General features: G+C 38.3%; 25 protein-coding genes. All 25 read left to right on the top strand.

Annotated elements, in window-relative coordinates; translation table 11 throughout:
• The first annotated feature begins 237 nt into the window (after window positions 1–237).
• The 25 genes from A8L44_RS13940 to A8L44_RS13820 all read left to right on the top strand — a co-directional run bounded on the left by A8L44_RS13940 (window position 238) and on the right by A8L44_RS13820 (window position 21,989).
• Entirely contained in the window at window positions 238–438 is a 201-nt protein-coding gene (locus A8L44_RS13940) for a DUF2768 domain-containing protein (protein WP_066107485.1), read from the top strand.
• Window positions 431–1,174 (top strand): hypothetical protein, encoded by a 744-nt coding sequence (locus tag A8L44_RS13935; protein WP_254654730.1) that lies wholly within the window; start codon window positions 431–433, stop codon window positions 1,172–1,174. The genes A8L44_RS13940 and A8L44_RS13935 overlap by 8 nt, the downstream gene beginning before the upstream one ends.
• Window positions 1,175–1,458: 284 nt before the next feature.
• Window positions 1,459–2,937, top strand: coding sequence for a stage IV sporulation protein A (spoIVA, locus tag A8L44_RS13930; protein WP_066107482.1), 1,479 nt, complete (start codon window positions 1,459–1,461; stop codon window positions 2,935–2,937).
• 394 nt (window positions 2,938–3,331) lie between these two features.
• A complete protein-coding gene (locus A8L44_RS13925) occupies window positions 3,332–3,604 on the top strand; it encodes an HU family DNA-binding protein (protein ID WP_049670554.1) in 273 nt (90 codons plus the stop codon).
• A gap of 173 nt (window positions 3,605–3,777) precedes the next feature.
• Window positions 3,778–4,344, top strand: coding sequence for a GTP cyclohydrolase I FolE (gene folE / locus A8L44_RS13920; protein WP_066107479.1), 567 nt, complete (start codon window positions 3,778–3,780; stop codon window positions 4,342–4,344).
• Window positions 4,345–4,376: 32 nt separating this feature from the next.
• A complete protein-coding gene (gene mtrB, locus A8L44_RS13915) occupies window positions 4,377–4,604 on the top strand; it encodes a trp RNA-binding attenuation protein MtrB (protein WP_066107475.1) in 228 nt (75 codons plus the stop codon).
• 127 nt (window positions 4,605–4,731) lie between these two features.
• Window positions 4,732–5,490 carry a heptaprenyl diphosphate synthase component 1 gene (locus tag A8L44_RS13910; protein ID WP_066107470.1) on the top strand — a complete coding sequence of 253 codons (759 nt, stop codon included), beginning with the start codon at window positions 4,732–4,734 and terminating at the stop codon, window positions 5,488–5,490.
• Window positions 5,491–5,535: 45 nt separating this feature from the next.
• Window positions 5,536–6,249 carry a demethylmenaquinone methyltransferase gene (locus A8L44_RS13905; RefSeq protein WP_066107467.1) on the top strand — a complete coding sequence of 238 codons (714 nt, stop codon included), beginning with the start codon at window positions 5,536–5,538 and terminating at the stop codon, window positions 6,247–6,249.
• A gap of 33 nt (window positions 6,250–6,282) precedes the next feature.
• Window positions 6,283–7,245 (top strand): heptaprenyl diphosphate synthase component II, encoded by a 963-nt coding sequence (gene hepT / locus A8L44_RS13900; RefSeq protein ID WP_066107464.1) that lies wholly within the window; start codon window positions 6,283–6,285, stop codon window positions 7,243–7,245.
• A gap of 89 nt (window positions 7,246–7,334) precedes the next feature.
• Window positions 7,335–7,781 (top strand): nucleoside-diphosphate kinase, encoded by a 447-nt coding sequence (ndk, locus tag A8L44_RS13895; RefSeq protein WP_066107459.1) that lies wholly within the window; start codon window positions 7,335–7,337, stop codon window positions 7,779–7,781.
• A 192-nt stretch (window positions 7,782–7,973) separates the two neighbouring features.
• The gene (locus tag A8L44_RS13890) at window positions 7,974–8,777 is read left to right on the top strand and encodes a CheR family methyltransferase (RefSeq protein WP_066107456.1); all 804 of its coding nucleotides are present in this window, start codon (window positions 7,974–7,976) and stop codon (window positions 8,775–8,777) included.
• A gap of 161 nt (window positions 8,778–8,938) precedes the next feature.
• Window positions 8,939–10,111 carry a chorismate synthase gene (aroC, locus tag A8L44_RS13885; RefSeq protein WP_066107454.1) on the top strand — a complete coding sequence of 391 codons (1,173 nt, stop codon included), beginning with the start codon at window positions 8,939–8,941 and terminating at the stop codon, window positions 10,109–10,111.
• Window positions 10,111–11,226 carry a 3-dehydroquinate synthase gene (gene aroB / locus A8L44_RS13880; RefSeq protein WP_066107451.1) on the top strand — a complete coding sequence of 372 codons (1,116 nt, stop codon included), beginning with the start codon at window positions 10,111–10,113 and terminating at the stop codon, window positions 11,224–11,226. The genes aroC and aroB overlap by 1 nt, the downstream gene beginning before the upstream one ends.
• Window positions 11,223–11,588 carry a chorismate mutase gene (gene aroH / locus A8L44_RS13875; RefSeq protein WP_066107448.1) on the top strand — a complete coding sequence of 122 codons (366 nt, stop codon included), beginning with the start codon at window positions 11,223–11,225 and terminating at the stop codon, window positions 11,586–11,588. Before aroB ends, aroH begins: the two co-directional genes overlap by 4 nt.
• Before the next feature lie 26 nt (window positions 11,589–11,614).
• Complete coding sequence (hisC, locus tag A8L44_RS13870; protein WP_066107445.1) at window positions 11,615–12,721, top strand: histidinol-phosphate transaminase; 1,107 nt, start codon at window positions 11,615–11,617, stop codon at window positions 12,719–12,721.
• Window positions 12,722–12,741: 20 nt separating this feature from the next.
• The gene (locus tag A8L44_RS13865) at window positions 12,742–13,845 is read left to right on the top strand and encodes a prephenate dehydrogenase (RefSeq protein WP_066107442.1); all 1,104 of its coding nucleotides are present in this window, start codon (window positions 12,742–12,744) and stop codon (window positions 13,843–13,845) included.
• 20 nt (window positions 13,846–13,865) lie between these two features.
• Complete coding sequence (gene aroA / locus A8L44_RS13860; RefSeq protein ID WP_066107439.1) at window positions 13,866–15,164, top strand: 3-phosphoshikimate 1-carboxyvinyltransferase; 1,299 nt, start codon at window positions 13,866–13,868, stop codon at window positions 15,162–15,164.
• Between the two features lie 436 nt (window positions 15,165–15,600).
• The gene (locus A8L44_RS13855; RefSeq protein ID WP_254654729.1) at window positions 15,601–16,848 is read left to right on the top strand and encodes a tetratricopeptide repeat protein; all 1,248 of its coding nucleotides are present in this window, start codon (window positions 15,601–15,603) and stop codon (window positions 16,846–16,848) included.
• A gap of 27 nt (window positions 16,849–16,875) precedes the next feature.
• Entirely contained in the window at window positions 16,876–17,433 is a 558-nt protein-coding gene (locus A8L44_RS13850; RefSeq protein WP_066107436.1) for a ReoY family proteolytic degradation factor, read from the top strand.
• Window positions 17,434–17,622: 189 nt separating this feature from the next.
• A complete protein-coding gene (locus A8L44_RS13845) occupies window positions 17,623–18,075 on the top strand; it encodes a DUF2487 family protein (RefSeq protein ID WP_066107433.1) in 453 nt (150 codons plus the stop codon).
• 182 nt (window positions 18,076–18,257) lie between these two features.
• A complete protein-coding gene (locus A8L44_RS13840) occupies window positions 18,258–18,761 on the top strand; it encodes a ubiquinol-cytochrome c reductase iron-sulfur subunit (RefSeq protein ID WP_066107430.1) in 504 nt (167 codons plus the stop codon).
• Window positions 18,762–18,774: 13 nt separating this feature from the next.
• Complete coding sequence (gene qcrB, locus A8L44_RS13835; protein WP_066107427.1) at window positions 18,775–19,449, top strand: menaquinol-cytochrome c reductase cytochrome b subunit; 675 nt, start codon at window positions 18,775–18,777, stop codon at window positions 19,447–19,449.
• Window positions 19,450–19,494: 45 nt separating this feature from the next.
• Window positions 19,495–20,280 (top strand): menaquinol-cytochrome c reductase cytochrome b/c subunit, encoded by a 786-nt coding sequence (locus A8L44_RS13830; RefSeq protein WP_066107424.1) that lies wholly within the window; start codon window positions 19,495–19,497, stop codon window positions 20,278–20,280.
• A 249-nt stretch (window positions 20,281–20,529) separates the two neighbouring features.
• Window positions 20,530–21,135 (top strand): DUF1405 domain-containing protein, encoded by a 606-nt coding sequence (locus A8L44_RS13825; protein ID WP_066107421.1) that lies wholly within the window; start codon window positions 20,530–20,532, stop codon window positions 21,133–21,135.
• 59 nt (window positions 21,136–21,194) lie between these two features.
• The gene (locus A8L44_RS13820) at window positions 21,195–21,989 is read left to right on the top strand and encodes a sporulation protein YpjB (RefSeq protein ID WP_066107420.1); all 795 of its coding nucleotides are present in this window, start codon (window positions 21,195–21,197) and stop codon (window positions 21,987–21,989) included.
• Window positions 21,990–22,071 lie beyond the last annotated feature (82 nt).

The raw sequence follows: 22,071 nt of genomic DNA, 5'->3' as shown, positions 1-22,071 counted from the left end.
TTGTTACTTGCTGAGATGGTCATTTAAACATAGTATACTTTATAAAAGACTGAGCCAGCATAAACTTAGTCTAAGTCTATATATTTAGTCCAGGACGGAAGTTTGGGTATATAAAACCCGAGCTTCCGTTTTTGTTTTCTTTTAGGTATATTTTGGGTTATAATAGCAAAGGTTGAAAAAATATTATTCTTTTTAAAAATATGGTAAAAAGAATTGATGAAAAAGGGGTGCCGAATATTGAGCATAGCAATGCAAAAAATGTGGATTTCGATTGCTGGGATGGGCTTAATGGCAATCGCAGTGCTGGCTATATATCTAAGCAGATATAAATTAAAGGGTATATTAAAATATCTTTTAGCCACGATAGCCTATGTATCTATGTTTATAGCAGCCATTATTATGGTCATTATTATTGTGAGTGGTCCTACAAATGGATAAAGTGTTGAATAAGAAACTACATAAAATATCTGGAATGACATTCTTGCTGTGTACAATTCTTTTTCTATCCGGGTGTATGTATCCGCAGGAGAATTTACAGCAAAACCAGGTACCCTATGAAGATCAGGTCGAATCCGTTCAGAAAGCTGTTTTGGAATATAGAAAAGATAATGGCGGCAACCTGTTGCCGATTGTGACAAAGGATCAAGATACACCGTATTATATGAAATACATAATTGATTTTCAGAAATTGGTTCCAAAATATATGTCTGAAATTCCGGGAAATGCCTATGAAAATGGCGGGATTTTTGAATACACACTCGTTAATGAAGAAACAAATCCGACTGTTAGGCTGATTGATTTACGTTTAGCCGAGACAATACGGGATACCAAGCTGCAAATTCAATCACAGGGCTATCCTGCGTTTGAAGAAAAAATTGGTACCAATGTCTATGCACTCAACTATAAAAATATGGGATTTGACAAGGAACCTACCGTGAAAAGTCCCTTCACAGGTAAATCGTTACACCTTGTTTTAGGCGAAGATGGCGAATTGTACATTGACTATACACCGGATTTATATGATTTACTTATTGATCGTTCGGCGGGATTTAAAAAGGGTGAAGATATAAGAGCAGAGTTAGTGAAAGACAGCCTCTTTGTTCCTGCCTATTCATTACCTTATACATGGGATCAAATAGCAAATAAACCTGTCTTTATGGCAATTGAGGAATAACCTTTCTTTTACAAAATATATTGTAAAAGAAAGGTTTTTTTTATTCCAGATTGTATTTTAAATTTTGACATCTCCTGAATAATTCGGTGCTTTATCATGATACTCCGAATAATTGGTTCATTTTTAATCAAAATAGCAGTCGGTTGTTTACATAAAAGGAGAGGAGAGAAAAAACTAGTCATAAGTTTAATGGGCTATAGCATAAATATATAGTGTCCAAGTTTATAAGACTATCAATAATTACGTATATGTACTCATATATGGAGGAATCGGGAGGGGATCTCTTGGAAAGGGTCGATATATTTAAGGATATAGCCGAGAGAACCGGCGGCGATATATATTTAGGAGTAGTTGGAGCCGTTCGGACGGGTAAATCTACATTTATTAAGAAATTTATGGAGTTGGTTGTTCTTCCTGGTATGAAAAGTGAAGCTGAAAAAGCACGTACGATTGATGAATTACCACAAAGTGCAGCAGGAAGAACGATCATGACTACGGAACCTAAATTTGTGCCGAACCAGGCAGCGCAGGTTCAGGTAGACGAAGGGTTAGAGGTCAATATTCGTATGGTTGACTGTGTAGGATATACCGTTCCTGGTGCGAAAGGATATGAGGATGAGAATGGGCCAAGGATGATTCATACGCCTTGGTATGAAGAGCCAATTCCGTTTCATGAAGCAGCTGAAATTGGCACTCGTAAGGTCATACAGGACCATTCTACAATTGGCGTTGTAGTGACGACAGATGGGTCAATAGGAGAGATACCAAGGTTAGACTATGTAGATGCTGAGGAAAGGGTCGTAGAAGAGCTAAAAGAGGTTGGAAAGCCTTTTATCATGATTATTAATACAGTCAGCCCTTATCACCCGGATACAGAGATTCTGCGTGCTAAGCTTCAGGAAAAATATGATATCCCGGTGCTTGCCATAAGTGTTGAGAGCATGCGGGAAGGGGATGTGTTAAATGTCCTGCGGGAAGCATTGTTTGAGTTCCCTGTTCTGGAAGTGAATGTGAATCTACCTAGATGGGTTATGGTGCTTAATGAAAATCATTGGCTGAGGGTCAGCTATCAGGATGCTATAAGAGAAACGGTTCAGGATATTAAAAGGCTTAGAGATGTTGATAGACTCGTCCATCTTTTTGAAGAGTATGAGTTTGTTGGTCATGCTTCATTGGCTGGGATTGAAATGGGCCAGGGAGTAGCCGAAATAGATTTATCAGCACCTGATGAATTGTATGACCTGGTTCTAAAAGAGATTGTGGGTGTTGAGATACGAGGGAAGGATCATTTGCTTGAATTAATGCAGGATTTTGCTTACGCGAAAGCGGAGTATGACCAGGTCGCGGATGCCCTTAAAATGGTTAAACAAACGGGTTATGGTGTTGCTTCTCCTTCTCTGGCGGATATGAGTCTGGATGAACCGGAAATCATTAGACAGGGATCCAGGTTTGGAGTTAGGCTGAAAGCTGTGGCGCCATCCATTCATATGATAAAAGTAGATGTTGAATCAGAATTTGCCCCTATAATCGGAACAGAGAAACAAAGTGAAGAATTGGTTCGTTATTTAATGGCGGATTTTGAAGATAATCCTCTGAGCATCTGGAATTCAGATATATTTGGCCGCAGTTTGTCTACTGTAGTTCGTGAGGGAATCCAAGCTAAATTAAGTTTGATGCCGGAGAATGCACGATATAAATTAAAGGAAACGCTTGAAAGAATCATTAATGAAGGATCTGGCGGATTAATTGCCATTATTCTTTAACAGATACAGAGGGTTTTACGGACCGTAACGGATCCGTAATCCTCTGTATTTTTTTGCAAAAATCAAGTGTTTTTATAAATGTCTTTAACTTTCAAAATACCTCAAATAAGAAGATATGGCAATAAAAATAGAAAAATAACCTACATTATTCGAATAAATGCCTGTAAATTCGCCAATTTACTTGATATGGTCTATGGATTATGATAATCTTTTATCAGAAATCAAGTTCAAAGCAAAAACCCTTATATATCAATGTTTATCAATGGTTTTTTATGTTAAAAATGATTAATGACAAATTATTTCAAGTTTTTGTTTTGACTGATGAAAATATTTCATTACAACTTAAAAAGTATTGAAGTAGAATGGAAGCATACTTTGGGAGGAGGTGAATGGCATGAACAAAACAGAATTAATCAACGCTGTTGCTGAAGCTAGCGAGCTTTCTAAAAAAGACGCAACTAAAGCAGTAGACGCAGTGTTCGAATCCATTTTAGAAGCTCTTAAAAATGGAGATAAAGTACAATTGATTGGTTTCGGTAACTTTGAAGTTCGTGAGCGTGCTGCTCGTAAAGGACGTAACCCGCAAACTGGTGAGGAAATCGAAATCAGTGCCAGCAAAGTACCTGCATTCAAACCAGGGAAAGCACTTAAAGACGCTGTTAAGTAATTTTTACATACGATTTTACTTGAATAAGCGCTATACGCGATTAGAGTCATTACCAATTTCTTTGGTAATGACTCTTTTTCTATTATGAAGTCCATAATCTATGGCTCTAAGAATAAAATGTGCTACTATGGAAATAGTTGAAATTAGGTATAGCAATGGGAGGAAGACATAAAATGAGTGAAATCAATCGCGGTAAAATAGAAGAAGCAGTGACAATGATTTTGGAGGCTCTTGGGGAAGATCCAACAAGGGAAGGGCTCCTGGACACACCTAAACGTGTAGCAAAAATGTATGAAGAGGTATTTTCCGGATTGAGACAGGATCCTAAAGAATATTTTGAAACGGTATTCGGTGAAGATCATGAAGAATTAGTCCTTGTTAAGGATATCCCTTTTTATTCTATGTGTGAGCACCATCTCGTGCCATTCTTTGGAGTGGCACATGTGGCCTACATACCAAAAGGCGGACGTGTTACAGGTTTGAGTAAATTAGCCAGAGCGGTCGAAGCAGTGAGCAGAAGGCCGCAATTACAGGAACGGATTACATCAACTGTTGCAGATTCTATTATGGACACACTGGCTCCTCATGGAGTGATGGTCGTAGTTGAAGCTGAGCATATGTGCATGACTATGAGAGGTGTTAAAAAACCAGGATCGAAGACAATTACTTCCGCAGTAAGAGGAACATTGGCGACAGACTCAATCTCCCGTCAGGAAGTATTAAGCTTAATTAATAAATAATCATGAGATAAAAGTTGAAAAGGAGTAAGAGAATGGAGAACCTTCAATCAAATGATTTTGTAGTTATAAAAGCATTGGAAGATGGAGTGAGTGTTATTGGATTAACCAGAGGTGAGGATACTAAATTCCATCATTCAGAAAAGCTTGATAAAGGTGAAGTGTTATTTGTTCAATTTACAGAACACACATCAGCTATGAAAATCAGAGGAAAAGCGGTTATGTACACGCCATACGGTGAAATAGAAAGTGAAAAGGAATAACCGATTATCTATTCTCTCCTTTTAAACCATTCGACAGCAATTTAAAAGGATAGTAAGATAAGTATGATGAATACGTAATGTGCCGATTATGGTACGGAATCAGAAGTGGAAGCATGGGTGATTACCATTGGATAGCATCAATAATGAAGTCATACAATTTAATAGTGAGATAAAGAAACTTATCTATCATTCTTTAATATTAGATCATATTGATCGGCCAGTCATAAATGATGATATGATAGCGGTTATGGTTAAAATTCTGCGTGATGCCAATGTGGATCAAAAGTTTATGCCATATTACATAGTATCTGTCATGCTTATGCAAATTGCCCTGGATACCCATGAGGGAGTTTCAAACACAGAGGAATCCGAAAGTCCGGCAAAATTAAGGAAACGGCAGTTATCGATTTTGGCTGGAGATTATTATAGCAGTATGTATTATCATATATTGGCGAAAACAAAAGATATCGAGTTTATTAACCTAATGTCCAGGGGAGTTCAGGAAGTGAATGAGGCTAAGGTACACTTATATATGGATAAGGATGCTGATATAGATACATTAGTAAAGTATCTTAAACAGATTGAAACCATACTGGTCGAAAAAACAGCTGAGTATTTTAACGTAATTGAACAAAAGGATTTGTTTATAGACTTTTTATTATGGAATAGATTAATGGCAGAATTGGACGGTTATCAAAATAAGTGTAACTCTAAATTTATTCAAGCCTTACAATCAATACATAGTGTAAATGATGAAACTGCTGATAAAATATCAGATTTACTTAAAAGGGAAATTACAAAGGTAAGTGATAGATTAAGATCAGCTATGTTGCAATACAATTTTAAGGATGAAATGGTTTTACGGATTGAGACAAGTATAAGGTAATCTTGAAAACATATAAAAAGACGATGTGGGGAAAGGGAATTCATAATGAAACAACAAACAAAAGAGGAACGTGTACACGGTGTCTTTGAAAAGATTTCTGATAATTATGATTCCATGAATTCAGTAATCAGTTTCCAGTTACATAAGCGTTGGCGTGCCGATACGATGAAAAAAATGGATGTTAAACAGGGAGATCAGGCACTGGATGTATGCTGCGGTACAGCTGACTGGACGATAGCGCTGGCGAGACAGGTTGGCGACTCTGGTAAGGTAACGGGTTTGGACTTCAGTAAAAATATGCTCAAGATTGGCGAACAAAAGGTTAAAAAGGAGCAGTTAAATAATGTGGAACTGCTTCATGGGAATGCAATGGAGATTCCCTTTGAAGATAATACATTTGACTTTGTCACAATTGGATTTGGTCTTCGGAATGTCCCTGACTACTTAACGGTATTGAAAGAAATGAACCGTGTTCTGAAACCGGGTGGCATGGCTGTTTGTTTAGATACTTCTCAACCGACGTTACCGGTTTACAGACAGCTATATTATTTTTATTTTAAGCATATTATGCCTCTCTTGGGTAAATTATTGGCTAAGAGTTACAAGGAGTATTCCTGGCTGCAGGAATCTGCATCTGATTTTCCAAGTGCACCGGCATTGAAAAGACTCTTTGAAGAAGCCGGTTTTGTGAAGGTTAAATATAAACCTTATTCCGGTGGTGCAGCTGCGTCTCATTTTGGATTCAAACAATCAAAATAAAGGGCGCATATTAGTTTAACGGGAAGTGGAACTATGAAATTACCAAAATTGTATTCAATTTTCAGACAGGATATCCAATTAATCGAAAAAGAGCTGCGTTCATCGATACAAACTGAATGCAGACCACTTCAGGAAGCATCTATGCACACTCTGAAAGCTGGAGGCAAACGGATACGCCCTGTTTTTGTACTGCTCACCGCAAAATTTGGAGAGTATGATATTAATCAAATTAAGCATGCTGCAGTTGCTCTGGAACTTATTCACTCAGCATCATTAGTACATGATGATATCATTGACGAAGCCAAACTGCGTAGGGGATCACTGACGGTTTGTTCCAAATGGGATAATAAAATGGCTACTTATACAGGAGATTACATATTTGCCAGGGCTCAGGAGCTTATGACTCATATTAAAGATCCATTGGCACATCAGGTAGTAGCTAAAACCATCATGGAAGTCAGCATTGGCGAAATAGAACAAATACGTGATAAATACAATTTTGATCAAAATCTACGTAACTATTTAAAGCGTATTAAACGAAAAACGGCTGTCTTAATTGCGGCCAGCTGCCAATTAGGTGCGATCAGTGCAGGGGTATCGGAGGATATACACAAAAAATTATTCTTGTATGGATACTATGTGGGCATGTCCTTTCAAATAATGGATGACATACTTGATTTCACGGCCTCTGAAAAAGATCTAGGGAAACCTGCGGGTAGTGATTTGTGGCAGGGGAATATTACCTTACCTGTTTTGTATGCCTTACAGCAACCGCAATTGGCCAAGCTTATCCGAACTGTTCACGAAGATATGAGGTTAGAAGAGTTGCAGCCTATACTCGAATCTATCAAGCAATCAGGAGCAATCGAGAAATCCATCGACTTAAGCAATGCTTACCTGGATAAAGCATTTGATATTCTAGAATTATTGCCAGAGTCGAAGAATACGGATTATTTATATGAAATAGCAAGATTTATCGGAAAAAGGAAATACTAAAATGCTATTTCCTTTTTCGTTTGCTTTATACATGTAAATAATGGTATTATTCTTTCTGAAAGCCCATACATACGAACAGAGGTGTAATTATGGAAAAAACATTTTTAATGGTTAAACCAGATGGTGTACAAAGAAATTTAATCGGGGAAATTGTATCACGTTTAGAAAGAAAGGGCTTTCAGCTTGTTGGAGCGAAATTGATGATGATTCCAACAGAGACGGCTGAAAAGCATTACGAGGAACATAAAGAGCGTCCTTTCTTTGGTGAATTGGTTGACTTTATTACATCAGGACCAGTTTTTGCAATGGCATGGCAAGGGGAAAATGTGATTGCGACTGCTCGTCAAATGATGGGATCTACCAATCCAAAAGATGCTGCTCCTGGTACAATTCGCGGAGATTATGGTGTAACGGTAGGCAAAAACATTATCCATGGCTCTGATTCACCTGCAAGTGCCGAGAGAGAACTTGGAATCTTCTTTAAAGAAGAAGAGCTTGCTGAATATACAAAATTAGCGAATGAGTGGATTTATTAAGTAGATAGATAAAGATTAAGGGCTGTCAACAAGGTTGGCGGCTTTTTTAATTGCATATCTTACCGGTTTATGGGGGTTTATAGAAAAGATCATGTGATCGTTATGGGCATACGTAATAAGTGTGGTTATATCATTGAATCTGCTAATTTTGTATACTTATAGTAAAAGAATTTATTGGAGTCGTAGGGGTATATGATAAAAATTAATGATGACTATCAGGGGTTTGTTAAAGGGATTAACTATTTAACAGGAATCAATTTATCTTTATATAAGGAAGCGCAAATGAAAAGAAGAATTACCTCCTTATATGAAAAACAAGGTTTTAATGGGTTTCAGGATTATTACAATCATCTTCGTAAAGACCAGTATTTATTAAATGAGCTTCTGGACCGTATGACGATTAATGTTTCGAACTTCTTTCGGAATTATAGAAGGTGGGAGGTTTTGGAGAAGGAGATTCTGCCAGAATTATTGTCTGAAAAAAAGACTTTGAAAATTTGGAGCGCCGCTTGTTCAACTGGTGATGAACCCTATTCACTTGCCATGGTGCTAACCCGCTTAAATGCCCTGAATCGTGTCTCTATCCTGGCAACCGATATAGATCAGAATGCCTTAGAAATTTGCAGGAGAGGCATTTATTCAGAAAAATCTTTGGGGGAAGTACCAGTAGAGTTAAAGAATAAGCATTTCGAATTCGTGGATGGATTTTATCATATTAATCAACAGATAAAAAATGCGGTCACGTTCAAGAAACATAATTTACTGGCTGATTCGTATGGCCAATCATACGATTTAATCATATGCCGTAATGTTTTGATTTATTTTACGGATGAAGCAAAGGGTTTATTATATAAGAAATTTTCCCAATCACTTCGTCCTGGCGGAGTTTTGTTTGTGGGCAGTACTGAACAGATCTTCAACCCAACTGTATATGATTTTATCAGTACAAATACGTTTTTTTATAAAAAGAGAAATCATCATAGGGTACATAGCTAATAGACATACTGAAATGAAAGATAATCAGGAGACGTCGGCAGAGAGTGAATGGTAGTACCTTGTTAATCTGATGTACAATATAAGCAAGAAAATTACCATAAGAATAACAGTATATGATATATTATTACATAAATGCTTTAAAGTGATGAAGGAGGAGCCTTATGAGATATATAACTGCTGGGGAATCCCACGGCCCCCAATTAACAACTTTAATAGAAGGATTACCTGCAGGAATGCCGTTGTCTGAGGAAGATATCAACAAGCATCTTGCCAGGAGACAAAAGGGATATGGACGCGGTAGAAGAATGCAAATTGAAAAAGATACAGTAGAGATTACAGCAGGAATTCGTCATGGCAGGACATTAGGATCACCTGTTGCTCTGCAAGTTAAAAACCGGGACTGGACTCATTGGACCCATGTCATGGGAATTGAGCCAATAGATGAAAAGGCAGAAGACGAAATTAAACGTAAAATCACAAGACCGCGCCCAGGGCATGCTGACCTGAATGGCGGTATGAAATATGGACATAGGGATTTGCGCAATGTTTTAGAGCGCTCGTCTGCAAGAGAAACAACTGTCCGAGTGGCAGCGGGAGCTGTTGCGGTGAAACTGCTTAGTCTGCTTGGTATAGAAATTGTTTCGCATGTTGTTGAAATCGGTGGCATTAAAGCAGCTGAAACAGAGGTTAAGGATATTAAAGAGATCCAACAGCTGGCAGAGGATTCTCCGGTTCGCTGTCTTGATGAAAAAGCTGCTGAGAAGATGATGGAAGCCATTGATTTGGCTAAAAAGAATGGCGATACATTAGGTGGTGTCGTTGAAGTAGTGGCGACTGGAATGCCTGCTGGTGTCGGGAGCTATGTTCATTATGATCGTAAACTAGATGCAAAAATTGCAGGTGCAATCCTTAGTATTAATGCATTTAAGGGTGTCGAATTCGGGATTGGCTTTGAAGTGGCCAGAATTCCAGGCAGTCAGGTGCATGATGAAATCATTTGGGAGGAAGGACAGGGATATAGCCGTAAAACGAATCGCCTAGGCGGTTTTGAAGGCGGAATGACAACTGGAATGCCTGTAGTAGTGCGTGGAGTTATGAAACCAATCCCTACCTTGTATAAGCCGCTCAAAAGTGTGGATATTGACACGAAAGAGTCGTTTACAGCCTCGATAGAACGCTCTGATGCATGTGCTGTTCCGGCAGCGGCAGTCGTTGCTGAGCATGTGGTAGCATGGGAGCTTGCCAATGCAATCATTGAACAGTTTTATTCTGATCGGATGGAGACATTGGTTGAATCCGTTAATCAGCAAAGAATGTATGCGAGGGAATTCTAATGGAAACTATTCAAATTAAAACTTCTTCAAAGGAGTATCCGATTTTTATAGGTGATGGAGTGATTGAAGAGCTCCCCATATTTTTGAAGAAAAATTTCAAAGGAAAACCAAAAGTATATATGATATCGGATGAACTGGTATCTTCTCTTTATTCAGAGCTGATTGAAACGTTGTTGGCCAAACGTGGCTATGAAGTAATCATCCATGCCGTACCAACAGGAGAAAGAGCAAAATCATTCTCTGTATACGAAGAATGTTTAACGGTAGGATTTGAAAATAAACTTGATCGTGACAGCCTCGTGTTAGCTCTGGGCGGGGGAGTGGTTGGAGATTTAGCTGGATTTGTAGCTGCGACCTATATGAGAGGCATTCCCTACATTCAACTGCCAACAACCTTGCTGGCTCATGACAGTGCAGTTGGAGGAAAAGTGGCTATTAATCATCAGCTGGGTAAAAATCTAGTAGGCTGTTTCTATCAACCGGAGGCAGTCTTCTATGATAGTTCCTTTTTATCCACTTTACCAGAGAAGGAATGGCGCTCAGGATTTGCGGAGTTAATTAAGCATGCGCTGCTATGCAGTAAATCCTTTTATGATGATTTAAGAAATCAGTATTGCAGTATTTCTGACCTGCAATCCAAATCATTGGCTTCGTATATAAAAAAAGGGATTTCTGTTAAAGCTACTATTGTATCGGAGGATGAAAAGGAGAAAGGCTCGCGTGCTTTTCTTAATTTTGGTCATACATTAGCTCATGCGATTGAAGGGGCAGCTGGATATGGAGTGGTAACCCACGGGGAAGCTGTAGCCTTTGGTATGTTATTTGACCTATATTTGAGCCAAAAGTATGCTGATTTTTCTTTTAATCTAACTGCATTTAAGGATTGGTTAACCAATTTAGGCTACCTTCAAATACCAAAAGAAATTTTATCAGCAGAATTATTGCTGCCATTTATGAAACTTGATAAGAAAAATAAACAAGGGACAATAGCGACGGTCCTTTTAAATGATTATGGCAGACCAGCCTTACATTCCTATTCTGATACGGAAATACAAGACGAATTAACCTATTTCTTAAACAATATAGTCGGAAGGGAGAAGGGTTATTCATTATGATGAGAGGCATCCGAGGAGCCATTACCATAGAAGCAAATAAAAAAGAACTCATTGAAAATAAAACAGAGATCTTACTTCGAGAAATGATTCAACAGAATCATCTTCAGGCAGAATCTATTGCATCTATATTCATATCTGTTACAGACGATATAGATGCAGGATTTCCAGCTGCTATTGTTAGAAAAATAGATGGATTTACATATGTTCCCGTTATGTGCATGCGTGAAATTCCAGTACCGGGTTCCTTATCATTGGCCATACGGATTATGATTCATGCCAATATGGATACAGCCCAAAAGGATATCAAGCATATTTATCTGGAGGGGGCTACGGTCCTTAGACCTGATTTAACAGAGAAATAAGCAATAAAAAAGGGGGAACTGGAGCTTTGAAATGGAAGAATCATTTATATACATTAGAGCCTTATAAGCCAGGCAAACCAATTGAGGACGTAAAAAGGGAGTTTGGGTTGGAGGAGATCATCAAACTGGCATCAAATGAAAACCCATATGGATATTCATCCGAGGTCGCAAAAACGCTGAAGGAAACAGAATGGTCACTTCCCTTGTATCCGGATGGCGGGGCCGTTAATTTGCGTGAAGTCTTATCTAACTATTTAGGAGTTGAAAAAAATCAGCTTATCTTTGGAAATGGTTCAGATAATATTATCCAAATGATAGCAAAGGCGATTCTTGCTCCTGGTGTAAATACGGTTATGTCTACGGGTACCTTTAGTCAGTATAGCCATAATGCCATTCTGGAGCAGTCAGAGATCAGGGAGGTGCCGCATATAAATGGCAGACATGATCTTGATGGCATGCTTCGTCAGATTGATGCTGACACGGGGATTGTGTGGATTTGTTCTCCTAATAATCCGACAGGCGAATACATAAGAGGTGAGGAGCTTCTCCCATTTTTGAGTCAGGTGCCTAACGATGTATTAGTTGTATTTGATGCAGCTTATTATGAGTACGTCACAGCTATAGATTATCCTGAAATCTTGCCGTTAATTAATCAGTTTGATAATTTAATCCTATTGCATACTTTTTCCAAGATTTACGGGATGGCGGCTTTGCGTATTGGTTATGGAGTGGCTAATTCCGATATTATCCGTATGCTTGAGCCTGCAAGAGAGCCGTTTAACGTCAATGCATTAGCTCAAAAGGCTGCGATTGCTGCTATAAGTGATCAACAATTTATTGAGGAATGCAAACAAAAAAATAGAGATGGTCTTCAGCAATATTATGAATTTTGTAAGATTCATAACTTAAGTTACTATCCATCACAAGCAAATTTTATCTTAATCGATACAGGTCATGATGGGAATGAAGTCTTTCAGTATTTAATGAGAAAAGGCTTTATCGTTCGTTCCGGCCAGGCTTTGGGTTTCCCGACATCCATTCGGATTACAGTTGGTTCTGACCAGCAGAATGAAGCTGTTTTGAAAGAGCTGAAAAATTTCCTCTTGATGAAAGAAAATAAAGAAATCAAATAGATAGTAGGTGAGGTGCCTCCATGCGTGGGAATGTATTAATGATAGGTCTTGGTTTAATTGGAGGATCCATTGCTTTATCTATTAAAAAGGAACATCCGAAGGCATTGATACTAGGGTATGATGTGGATCGAAAACAGGTGCAGCTGGCAAAAGCATTAAAAGTAATAGATGAAGAAATTACGGATTATAAAGAGGCTGCCGGAAGAGCAGATGTTATCATTATCGGAGTCCCGGTGCAAGCTACATCAACCGTTATGGAAAGCCTGTCAGCATGTACGCTGAAAAAAAACGTTATAATTACGGATGTAGGAAGTACAAAGGCAAAGATCATGAAAGAAGCAGAGCGTTTGTTTAGCATGAATTATACGTTTATAGGCGGTCACCCAATGGCTGGATCTCATAAAAGCGGAGTAGCTGCGGCAAAAGTGCATCTTTTTGAAAATGCTTTTTATATATTGACACCGGCTGCTCATGCAGGTGTTAAAGAGGTTGCTGAGCTGAAGATGTGGCTGAAGGGGACGAAAGCCAAATTCATTGAAGTGGATGCTCATGAGCACGATTTAATGACAGGTGTCATCAGTCATTTGCCGCATATTATGGCAGCCTCGATTGTTAATCAGGCTGAACAGGCTGAAGCGAAACATGATTTAGTTGCAAGACTTGCTGCCGGAGGATTCAGGGATATTACCCGAATAGCTTCATCCAGTCCCCAAATGTGGAAGGATATTCTGATTCAAAATGATCAAGTATTAATCGATCTTTTGGACTCCTGGATAGATGAAATGTCAGAGGTGAGAGAATGGATTCGTACGAAGGATGAGGCAAGATTATATTCCTTTTTCCAAAGTGCAAAAATGTTTCGTGATGAGATGCCGGCCCGTAAAAAGGGTGCAATTCCGTCCTTTTATGATTTATATGTGGATGTCCCGGATTATCCAGGGGTCATTTCGGAGATTACCGGTTATTTAGCAAAATCTAATATAAGTATTACTAATATAAGAATCATTGAGACGCGTGAAGAAGTGTACGGTGTATTGGTGATTTCCTTCCAATCAGGTGAAGATCGCAAACTAGCGGTGGAATGTTTACGTGATGCAACTAATTACGATACTTATTATGACTGAGATAAAAAAGGAGGAAAGGCATGGGAAAAATCCTATTATTCAAAAACCCCCAGTTGAAAGGCACGATTGAAGTGCCGGGAGATAAATCTATTTCGCACAGAGCGGTCATGTTTGGGGCAATAGCGGAAGGGAAAACGACGGTATATCATTTCTTAGAGGGTCAGGATTGCTTAAGTACTATTGAGTGTTTTCAAAAAATGGGTGTGGATATACAAAGAGAAGGCGATAAGGTCACCATCCAGGGTAATGGATATGGCGGTTTAAAGGAGCCGATTGGCTTGCTTGATGTCGGCAATTCAGGGACAACCATCCGACTGCTTATGGGGTTACTCGCCAACCAGCCCTTTTCTATCACTTTCACTGGTGATGAATCCATTGCAAAAAGGCCAATGAGAAGAGTGGTAGATCCGCTGAGGAAAATGGGAGCAAGAATATCCGGAAAAGAGGATGGTAACTTTATACCGCTTGAAATGAACCAAGGTGAGCTGTCAGGTATTGAATATGAGCTTCCGGTAGCAAGTGCCCAGGTGAAATCAGCTATTCTTTTGGCTGGATTACATGCGAAAGGAACCACAACGGTCATTGAAAAAGCAGCCACGAGGGATCATACTGAACGGATGATTGAATCGTTTGGGGGGAGCATCCATATCGACGGCAATATGATCAGAGTTACAGGAAATCAGGTGCTGAGCGGAAAGGATGTTCATGTTCCCGGAGATATCTCCTCTGCAGCGTTTTGGATGGTTGCCGGTACCATTGTACCAAACAGTGAGATTATATTAAAGAACGTTGGGCTGAATCAAACAAGAACGGGGATTATTGATGTTTTGAAAGAAATGGGAGCAAATATTGAAATTCAGTTAGACAAACTCGGAGAACTTGCGGAAGAATCCGGTACGGTTACAGTAAAAACTTCCTCTTTAAAGGGGATAACAATTGCCGGAGATATCATTCCAAGGTTAATTGATGAGCTGCCTGTTATTGCCCTGTTAGCTTCACAGGCTAAGGGAAAAACCGTCATTAAAGATGCTGCTGAGTTAAAGGTTAAAGAAACAAATCGAATTGATGCCATCGCTACTCAATTGGGTGCGCTTGGTGTTGATATAACTCCAACAGACGATGGTTTAATCATTGAGGGAGAACAAACCTTGCATGGAGGTACGGTGGACAGCCTGGGGGACCACCGTATCGGAATGACATTGGCGATTGCTTCACTGCTTTCCAAAGACTCTGTAGTATTAAACAATGCTGATGCCATTTCAGTATCCTATCCAGGTTTCTTTGATGATTTAATTAAGCTTGTATCCATTCAGAAATAAAAGAGAGGGGAACCTCTCTTTTTTGGTACTAAAATTTCTGATAGTTTCATAGCATGTCTAAAAGAAAGTCAATGAAACCCTTGCCTTTACACATGTAAAAATGGTTGATAGGGCGGTGAAAATGTAATCAATTAAATGGATAGATAGAATGAAATGGAAGAGTACGATTCGGTCGCTTTTTGTTAAATGATAAAGTATACTTATATAACCTTAAAATTAAGACTCCAAGCTCTATACCACAAAAAAATCATTTAATTTCCTTATCAGATAAATATTTTTTTCTGGAGTTTCCATTAGCTCTTTATACAGGTTAAAAAAAGTGAGTATAATAGGGGTAATAACAAAATTTTAGAGGCTCCGGATTGGACGAACATTATTTTGCCGAATGACCAGCAGATTTGTTATAGATTTAGGGAAACAGAAAGGAATACCAATGATGAAAATTGAATCAATTATAAAAAAACTGATGCAAGGTGAATTTGAAGAAGCTAAAAAACATATAAATCAGATTAAGCAATCCAACAATGATGACGATGTTTATACCTTGGCGGAAGAAATCGCTTCACTTGGGTTTATGGAAGAGGCAAAGGAGCTTTTTGAAGAATTGCTGAAGCGTTATCCCGATGAAGGAGAGATTTTATTTTCATTGGCTGAAGTATCAACTGAATTGGGGCAGGAAGAGGAAGCATTGTTGTATTTAGAGAAAATTGATCAGGAAGATCCGATGTACCCAGGAGCACTCCTATTATTAGGGGATTTATATCAGGGAATGGGTATGGAGGAGGTCAGTGTTCAAAAGCTGAAAGAGGCCAATCGAATTTTACCGGATGAACCTATTGTAAAATTTGCTCTTGCAGAACTTTATTATCAACAAGGACATTTCCGTTCGGCTGTAGAATTATATAGCAGTATCTTAAAGAATGAGACTGTAATAAATGGCGTTTCAATTTATAAGAGATTAGCCTTATCACTTGTATCATTGGGCGAATTTGAAGAGTCGCTCCCTTATTTCAAGAAAGCTGGCAGGGAGGATGATGACGTAAATTTATTGTTTGAATATGGATTTGCTGCGTATCATGCAGGAGAATTTCCAACGGCAATAGCTAAGTTTACAGAGCTTAAGGAAATAGACCCTGCCTATCATTCACTTTATTTGTATTTAGCCATGGCCTATGAAGAGTCCCTTGATTTGGAAAAAGCACTGGATGTTGCAGAAGAAGGGATTAAGGAAGATCCTTTCAATAAGGAAATATTCCTGTATGGTGCTGAGCTAGCAACTAAGCTTGGAAATACAGAGAAAGCTATTAAATGGCTATCGGAGGCTATTGCGATTGATCCGGGTTACCTCGAGGCAATTCTAACTTTAGGCAAGCTTTATTTACACGAAGAAATGTTTGACCATGTCATTGATTTGGTATCCTCTGTTAGAGCGATGGGGGAGGATGACCCGCAATTTAATTGGCTCCTGGCAACGGCATATTCAGAGCTTGAGGAGTATAGTGAAGCATTATCATGTTACAAAGAGGCACATGAATTTTTTGGAGATAATAGAGACTTTTTACATGAATACGGTTATTTCTTGCTGGAAGACAGTAAATTTGAAGAGGCCAGGTCGATATTTAAGACATTACTCCACGAAGACCCAAGCAATGATGAGTATATTGATATTTTAGAACGAATTTAACTAATTTGTACAGAGGAGGGCTCCACCTTGAAAACCCCTGTTTCTGTCGATGAGAAGAAGGAATTTATACGCTGGTTTCTGAACCATTACCAATTAAAGCGCAGAGAATGTGTATGGATATTAAATTACTTAATGAGTCATGATCAGCTCATGATGAATGTTCATTTCGTGGAAGGAGCTAAGTATTGTCCAAAAGGAATGGTCATGTCCACTCATTGTGTGGAAGATGTGCCATTTAGATTCTATAAGAGTAATATCATGACAACTGACGCAGAGAAGTCATTCCATGATATACGGCTTAATAAGGACGAGGATATCTACATACAATTGAATTTCAGGACAGCCTACTCATCCTATCAGTATGCAGCCGTACTTGAGGAAAATCCTTATCAGCCAAAAAACCTCCCCGGTAATGAACAGGATCAATATATTGCAGAAAATATTTTAAAAATCAGTCTATCAAGATTCGAAGAGGAACGGTTAGCACAGATGATTGATGAGGCAATTGATAACCGTGATATAGAATTATTTAATAAATTAAGCAGTCAGTTGAAAAGAATCCGATCTCAGGAATCTTTTAACTAATAGCAGCCACACATATTTCTTTGAGAGAAAGAGATTATGTGTGGTCTTTTTTATGCTTCCACGCTTGATTTGGCAGTTGCTTATCCCAGCAGGATGAGGAACAAAGATTTCTCCCTGAATTGTAAGCTTATTTGTATATATTTTACTTATTATGTTTTACAATGGAAAAAGAAGTCGAGGGGGAAAATTATGAAATATCAGTCAGTTGATACAGAATTATTTAGTAAATCCAAAGAATATATTGATACTATAGTTATCCCGTTAAATCCGGTTGATTTTGATGATACATTTAGCCAGACGGTATCATCCTATGAATTTATGACATTGCTGACGCATGAGCTCGAAAAAGAATTAAAGGGCCGTCTATTTTTAGCCCTACCTCTGCCATATATTAAAAATAGTAAGACAGAGGAGAAATTAAATCTCTTGTCTGTTTGGGTAGATTATTATAGAGGTCAGGGATTTAAATATATCCAATTTCTCACTACTGACAGTAAATGGACAAGTATAGATGAGAGCGGACATGTTTTATGGATACCGGCAATCCCCATCGAAAAAATGCCTCTTGATGCGATTAAAACAGTTATAAGTGATCAAATGAAACAGCTTGTTGATATACTAACAGAATCCTGGAATAAATGATGTTTTTGTAAGTAAATAGTATATTGGTATAAAACAGGAAAAATAAAACATGTATTTCCTTAACTGGGAGTTTATTGACCTATTAAAAATATTAGGATATTATTGTAATGTCCTAGTTTTATGGAGTTTGTGCAATTTTCTATTTTGTATGACTTTTTCGATATAAGGGGGGGAGAAATTTTATGAGCAGCCAAAAAGTATCAAGACGCCAATTTCTGAATTATACGCTTATGGGCGTTGGGGGGTTCATGGGAGCGGCAACACTTATGCCTATGCTGCGTTTTGCAGTCGATCCAGCTTTGAAAGCGAATGCATCTGGGGAGTTCATTAATACCGGATTAAAAATATCTGAGATTACTGAAACACCAACTCGTGTCGATTATAAAACTGAGGTTAAAGATGGTTGGTACGAAGCTGAAGAGACAAGAACAGCATGGGTTTACAAGGATGAGAACGGCAAGATAGTTGCCCTTTCTCCGGAATGTAAACACTTGGGGTGTACGGTGAACTGGGAAGGATCAGAAGATCATAAGAATGAATTTTACTGTCCATGTCACGGGGGGCGTTACGAAAAGAATGGTAAAAACATTCCGAAAACACCTCCAATCGGGCCGCTCGATGTTTACGACAAGCAGGAAAAAGATGGAGTATTATACTTGGGCAATGCAAAAGAAAACGAAGTGTAGGGAGGCATAATCAATGCTTAATAAAATGTACGATTGGATTGATGAGCGATTGGATATCACGCCATTATGGCGCGACATTGCTGATCATGAAGTCCCTGAGCATGTAAACCCTGCCCATCACTTTTCGGCATTTGTTTATTGTTTTGGGGGATTGACGTTTTTCATCGTAGTCATTCAAATTTTATCCGGAATGTTTTTAACCATGTATTATGTGCCGGATATTAAAAATGCTTGGGAATCTGTTTATTATTTACAAAATGAAGTTGCTTTTGGTCAAATTGTTCGGGGCATGCATCACTGGGGAGCAAGTGTCGTCATTGTCATGATGTTTTTACATACTCTTCGTGTGTTCTTCCAGGGTGCCTATAAAAAGCCCCGTGAACTAAACTGGATTGTTGGAGTTTTAATTTTCTTTATAATGCTAGCTCTAGGATTGACAGGGTATCTGCTTCCTTGGGATATGAAAGCGTTATTCGCTACAAAAGTAACGTTGACCATTATCGATTCGGTGCCATTCATCGGGCCATACTTAAAAACGTTGCTTGCTGGTGACCCTACGATTGTCGGGGCGCAAACCTTAACGCGTTTCTTTGCGATTCATGTATTCTTCCTTCCAGCGGCGCTTATTGGACTAATTGCAGCTCACTTCTTAATGATACGCAAACAGGGAATATCAGGACCGCTATAAGATATTAGTTGAAAATGGAAATGTTACGAAGGAGGGGATATCCTTATGCATCGTGGTAAAGGAATGAGATTTGTAGGGGATTCAAGGATAAGCGCAGATAGAAAACCGAATATTCCAAAAGATTATTCAGAGTATCCAGGAAAAACAGAAGCCTTTTGGCCCAATTTCTTGCTGAAAGAATGGATGGTAGGTGCTGTATTTTTAGTAGGTTTTTTATGTCTTACAGTTGCCCATCCATCACCGCTCGAAAGGATTGCTGACCCAACAGATACGGGATATGCGCCTTTACCTGACTGGTACTTTATGTTTTTGTATCAATTGCTTAAATATTCATATGCTTCCGGGCCATATAATTTAATCGGGGCTTTGGTTATTCCGGGACTAGCTTTTGGTGCATTAATGCTTGCACCGTTTCTGGATCGCGGACCGGAACGCAAACCAACTAAACGGATTTTCCCAGTAGGTTTTATGTTGCTTGCATTTGCAGCTATATTTTACCTAACATGGGAAACTGTTTCTCAACATGACTGGGCAGCAGCAAAGCTGCAAGGACAAATTGTTGAGGATGTAGCAATCGATAAAGAGTCAGAGGGATATAAATTATATCAAGGACAAGGCTGTGTAAGCTGTCATGGGGACTCCTTACAGGGTGGAAATGGTCCTAAATTACTTGGTACAAAATTAGAGGTTGATGAAATCGGTCATATCGCTGTAAATGGTACCGAAAATAAAAAAATGCCACCAGTTTTTAAAGGTTCTGATGAAGAATTAAAAACTCTGGCAGAATTTATTAAGGGAGCAAATGCAGGCGGAGATTCAAAAGGGGAATAATGTTTTTTTGAGGGGTGCTCAGATGAGTACCCCTTTTGTCTGCTAAGATGATCGTCATAGTCGTCGTAATCATGTTGACAAATGAGGTATAGTTATTTGTATTATTAATAATATGGGGCGGCCAGTGAGCTTCCACCTGAATTGAAAAGCTCATATTTAGAGAGAAATTTAGAGTAGGGATGATTTGGCTGAAAATCAAGTAATCGAGCAACTTTATTTGGAATAATTCAGATTGTGATGGAGGATATTATGAATAGCTGGCTTTATGCTGTATTAAGAAATCAGACATTTTTATGGATCTTATTCACTGTTAATCTTTTGGGAACAATATACGGATATTATTGGTATAAAGGGCAGCTTGAAATAACACCAGTAGCCTTTCTTGCTTTTGTACCAGACAGTCCAACTGCCAGTTTATTTTTTTGTATTGCTGTTATTGGCTGGCTTTTAGGGCGCAATTTTGGTTTATTTGAAGCCTTAGCAATCGTTTCTCTTTTTAAATATGGTATTTGGGCAGTTGTCATGAATATATTAACTTTCTCTGTAGAGGGTTATGTATCTTTGATCGCTGTCATGCTGATTCTATCGCATGCTGCAATGGCAATTGAAGGAATTCTTTATGCTCCATTTTATCGGGTTAAACCATGGCATTTAACCGTGGCTGGGATTGTCGTGTTACATAATGAAATCATTGATTATGTTTATGGGATGATGCCGACGTATAGTGTTTTAAATCAGTATATCCCTCAAATTGCTTATTTCACTTTTTGGCTGAGTGTACTTTCGATTGGAGTAGGGTATTGGTTTACTCTTCGTAAAAATCGGGAAATATACTCCATTCATCTCAGGCAATAAATGGTTCTAGTCTTGTCCCTTCACACATACGATTAAGTAGTATGAGGAGGGATATTTTTATGAAGTTTAAATCTTTATTTATCTCAATAGCCATTATAATATCATCAGGATTCATTACGACCTATGCTAACGGACCTGATAAACAAAATTCGTTAGAGACCCTTGCTGATCAATCCCTTCAATTTGCAAAAGTAGATAGACGTGATGAAGCAGAGCGTTTATTGGAAGCATTTTCAGATAAATTTTATGATCAGGCAATTGAGAGCTCAAACTATACAATGGATGAAATTAATATTATAACGATTGCCTATGAGGAAGCCATTCAAACTGTGAAAAATAAAGAAAAAACAGATGATGAGGTAATCAATGAAATAACGAAATTCCGATTAGTACTTGATGCTGTTCATAGTGATGGCGCACCATTATGGGCGAGTTTAAAGGATAGCATGATCTCTGCTGCAGGGGAAACAAAGGTATCGATCCAGAAACAGGATTCCATTGCTTTTCAGGAAAAATTAAATCATTTATTAACGATTTACAATATTATATATCCATCGTTGAAAATAGATGTAACACCTGAACGTTTTCAGCAAGTGGATGCCCATATTCAATTCATTGATCAATATCGTCCGCAAGTCTTTTCTGATCAATCACAAACTGATATGATTTCCTTAGAGGAGCAGCTGCGTGATATATTTGAGGAAGCAGAAAAAGATGATGCAGATCCATCCCTTTGGTGGGTAATCATTTCAACTGGAAGTATTATAATTATGACCTTATCCTATGTTGGATGGAGGAAATATAAAGCTTCAGATGATCAGCTTCATACAAAAAAGAAAAAACAGAATTTTTGATAAAATTTTGAATAATATCTATCCATTGACAGATGTAATACGACATTATTACAATTACCATAACACAACTATAAATAACAGA

The sequence above is a fragment of the Bacillus sp. FJAT-27986 genome, assembly GCF_001685035.1.
Taxonomy (GTDB): Bacteria; Bacillota; Bacilli; order Bacillales; family Pradoshiaceae; genus Pradoshia.
This window is presented reverse-complemented; position numbering and strand designations above follow the sequence as displayed.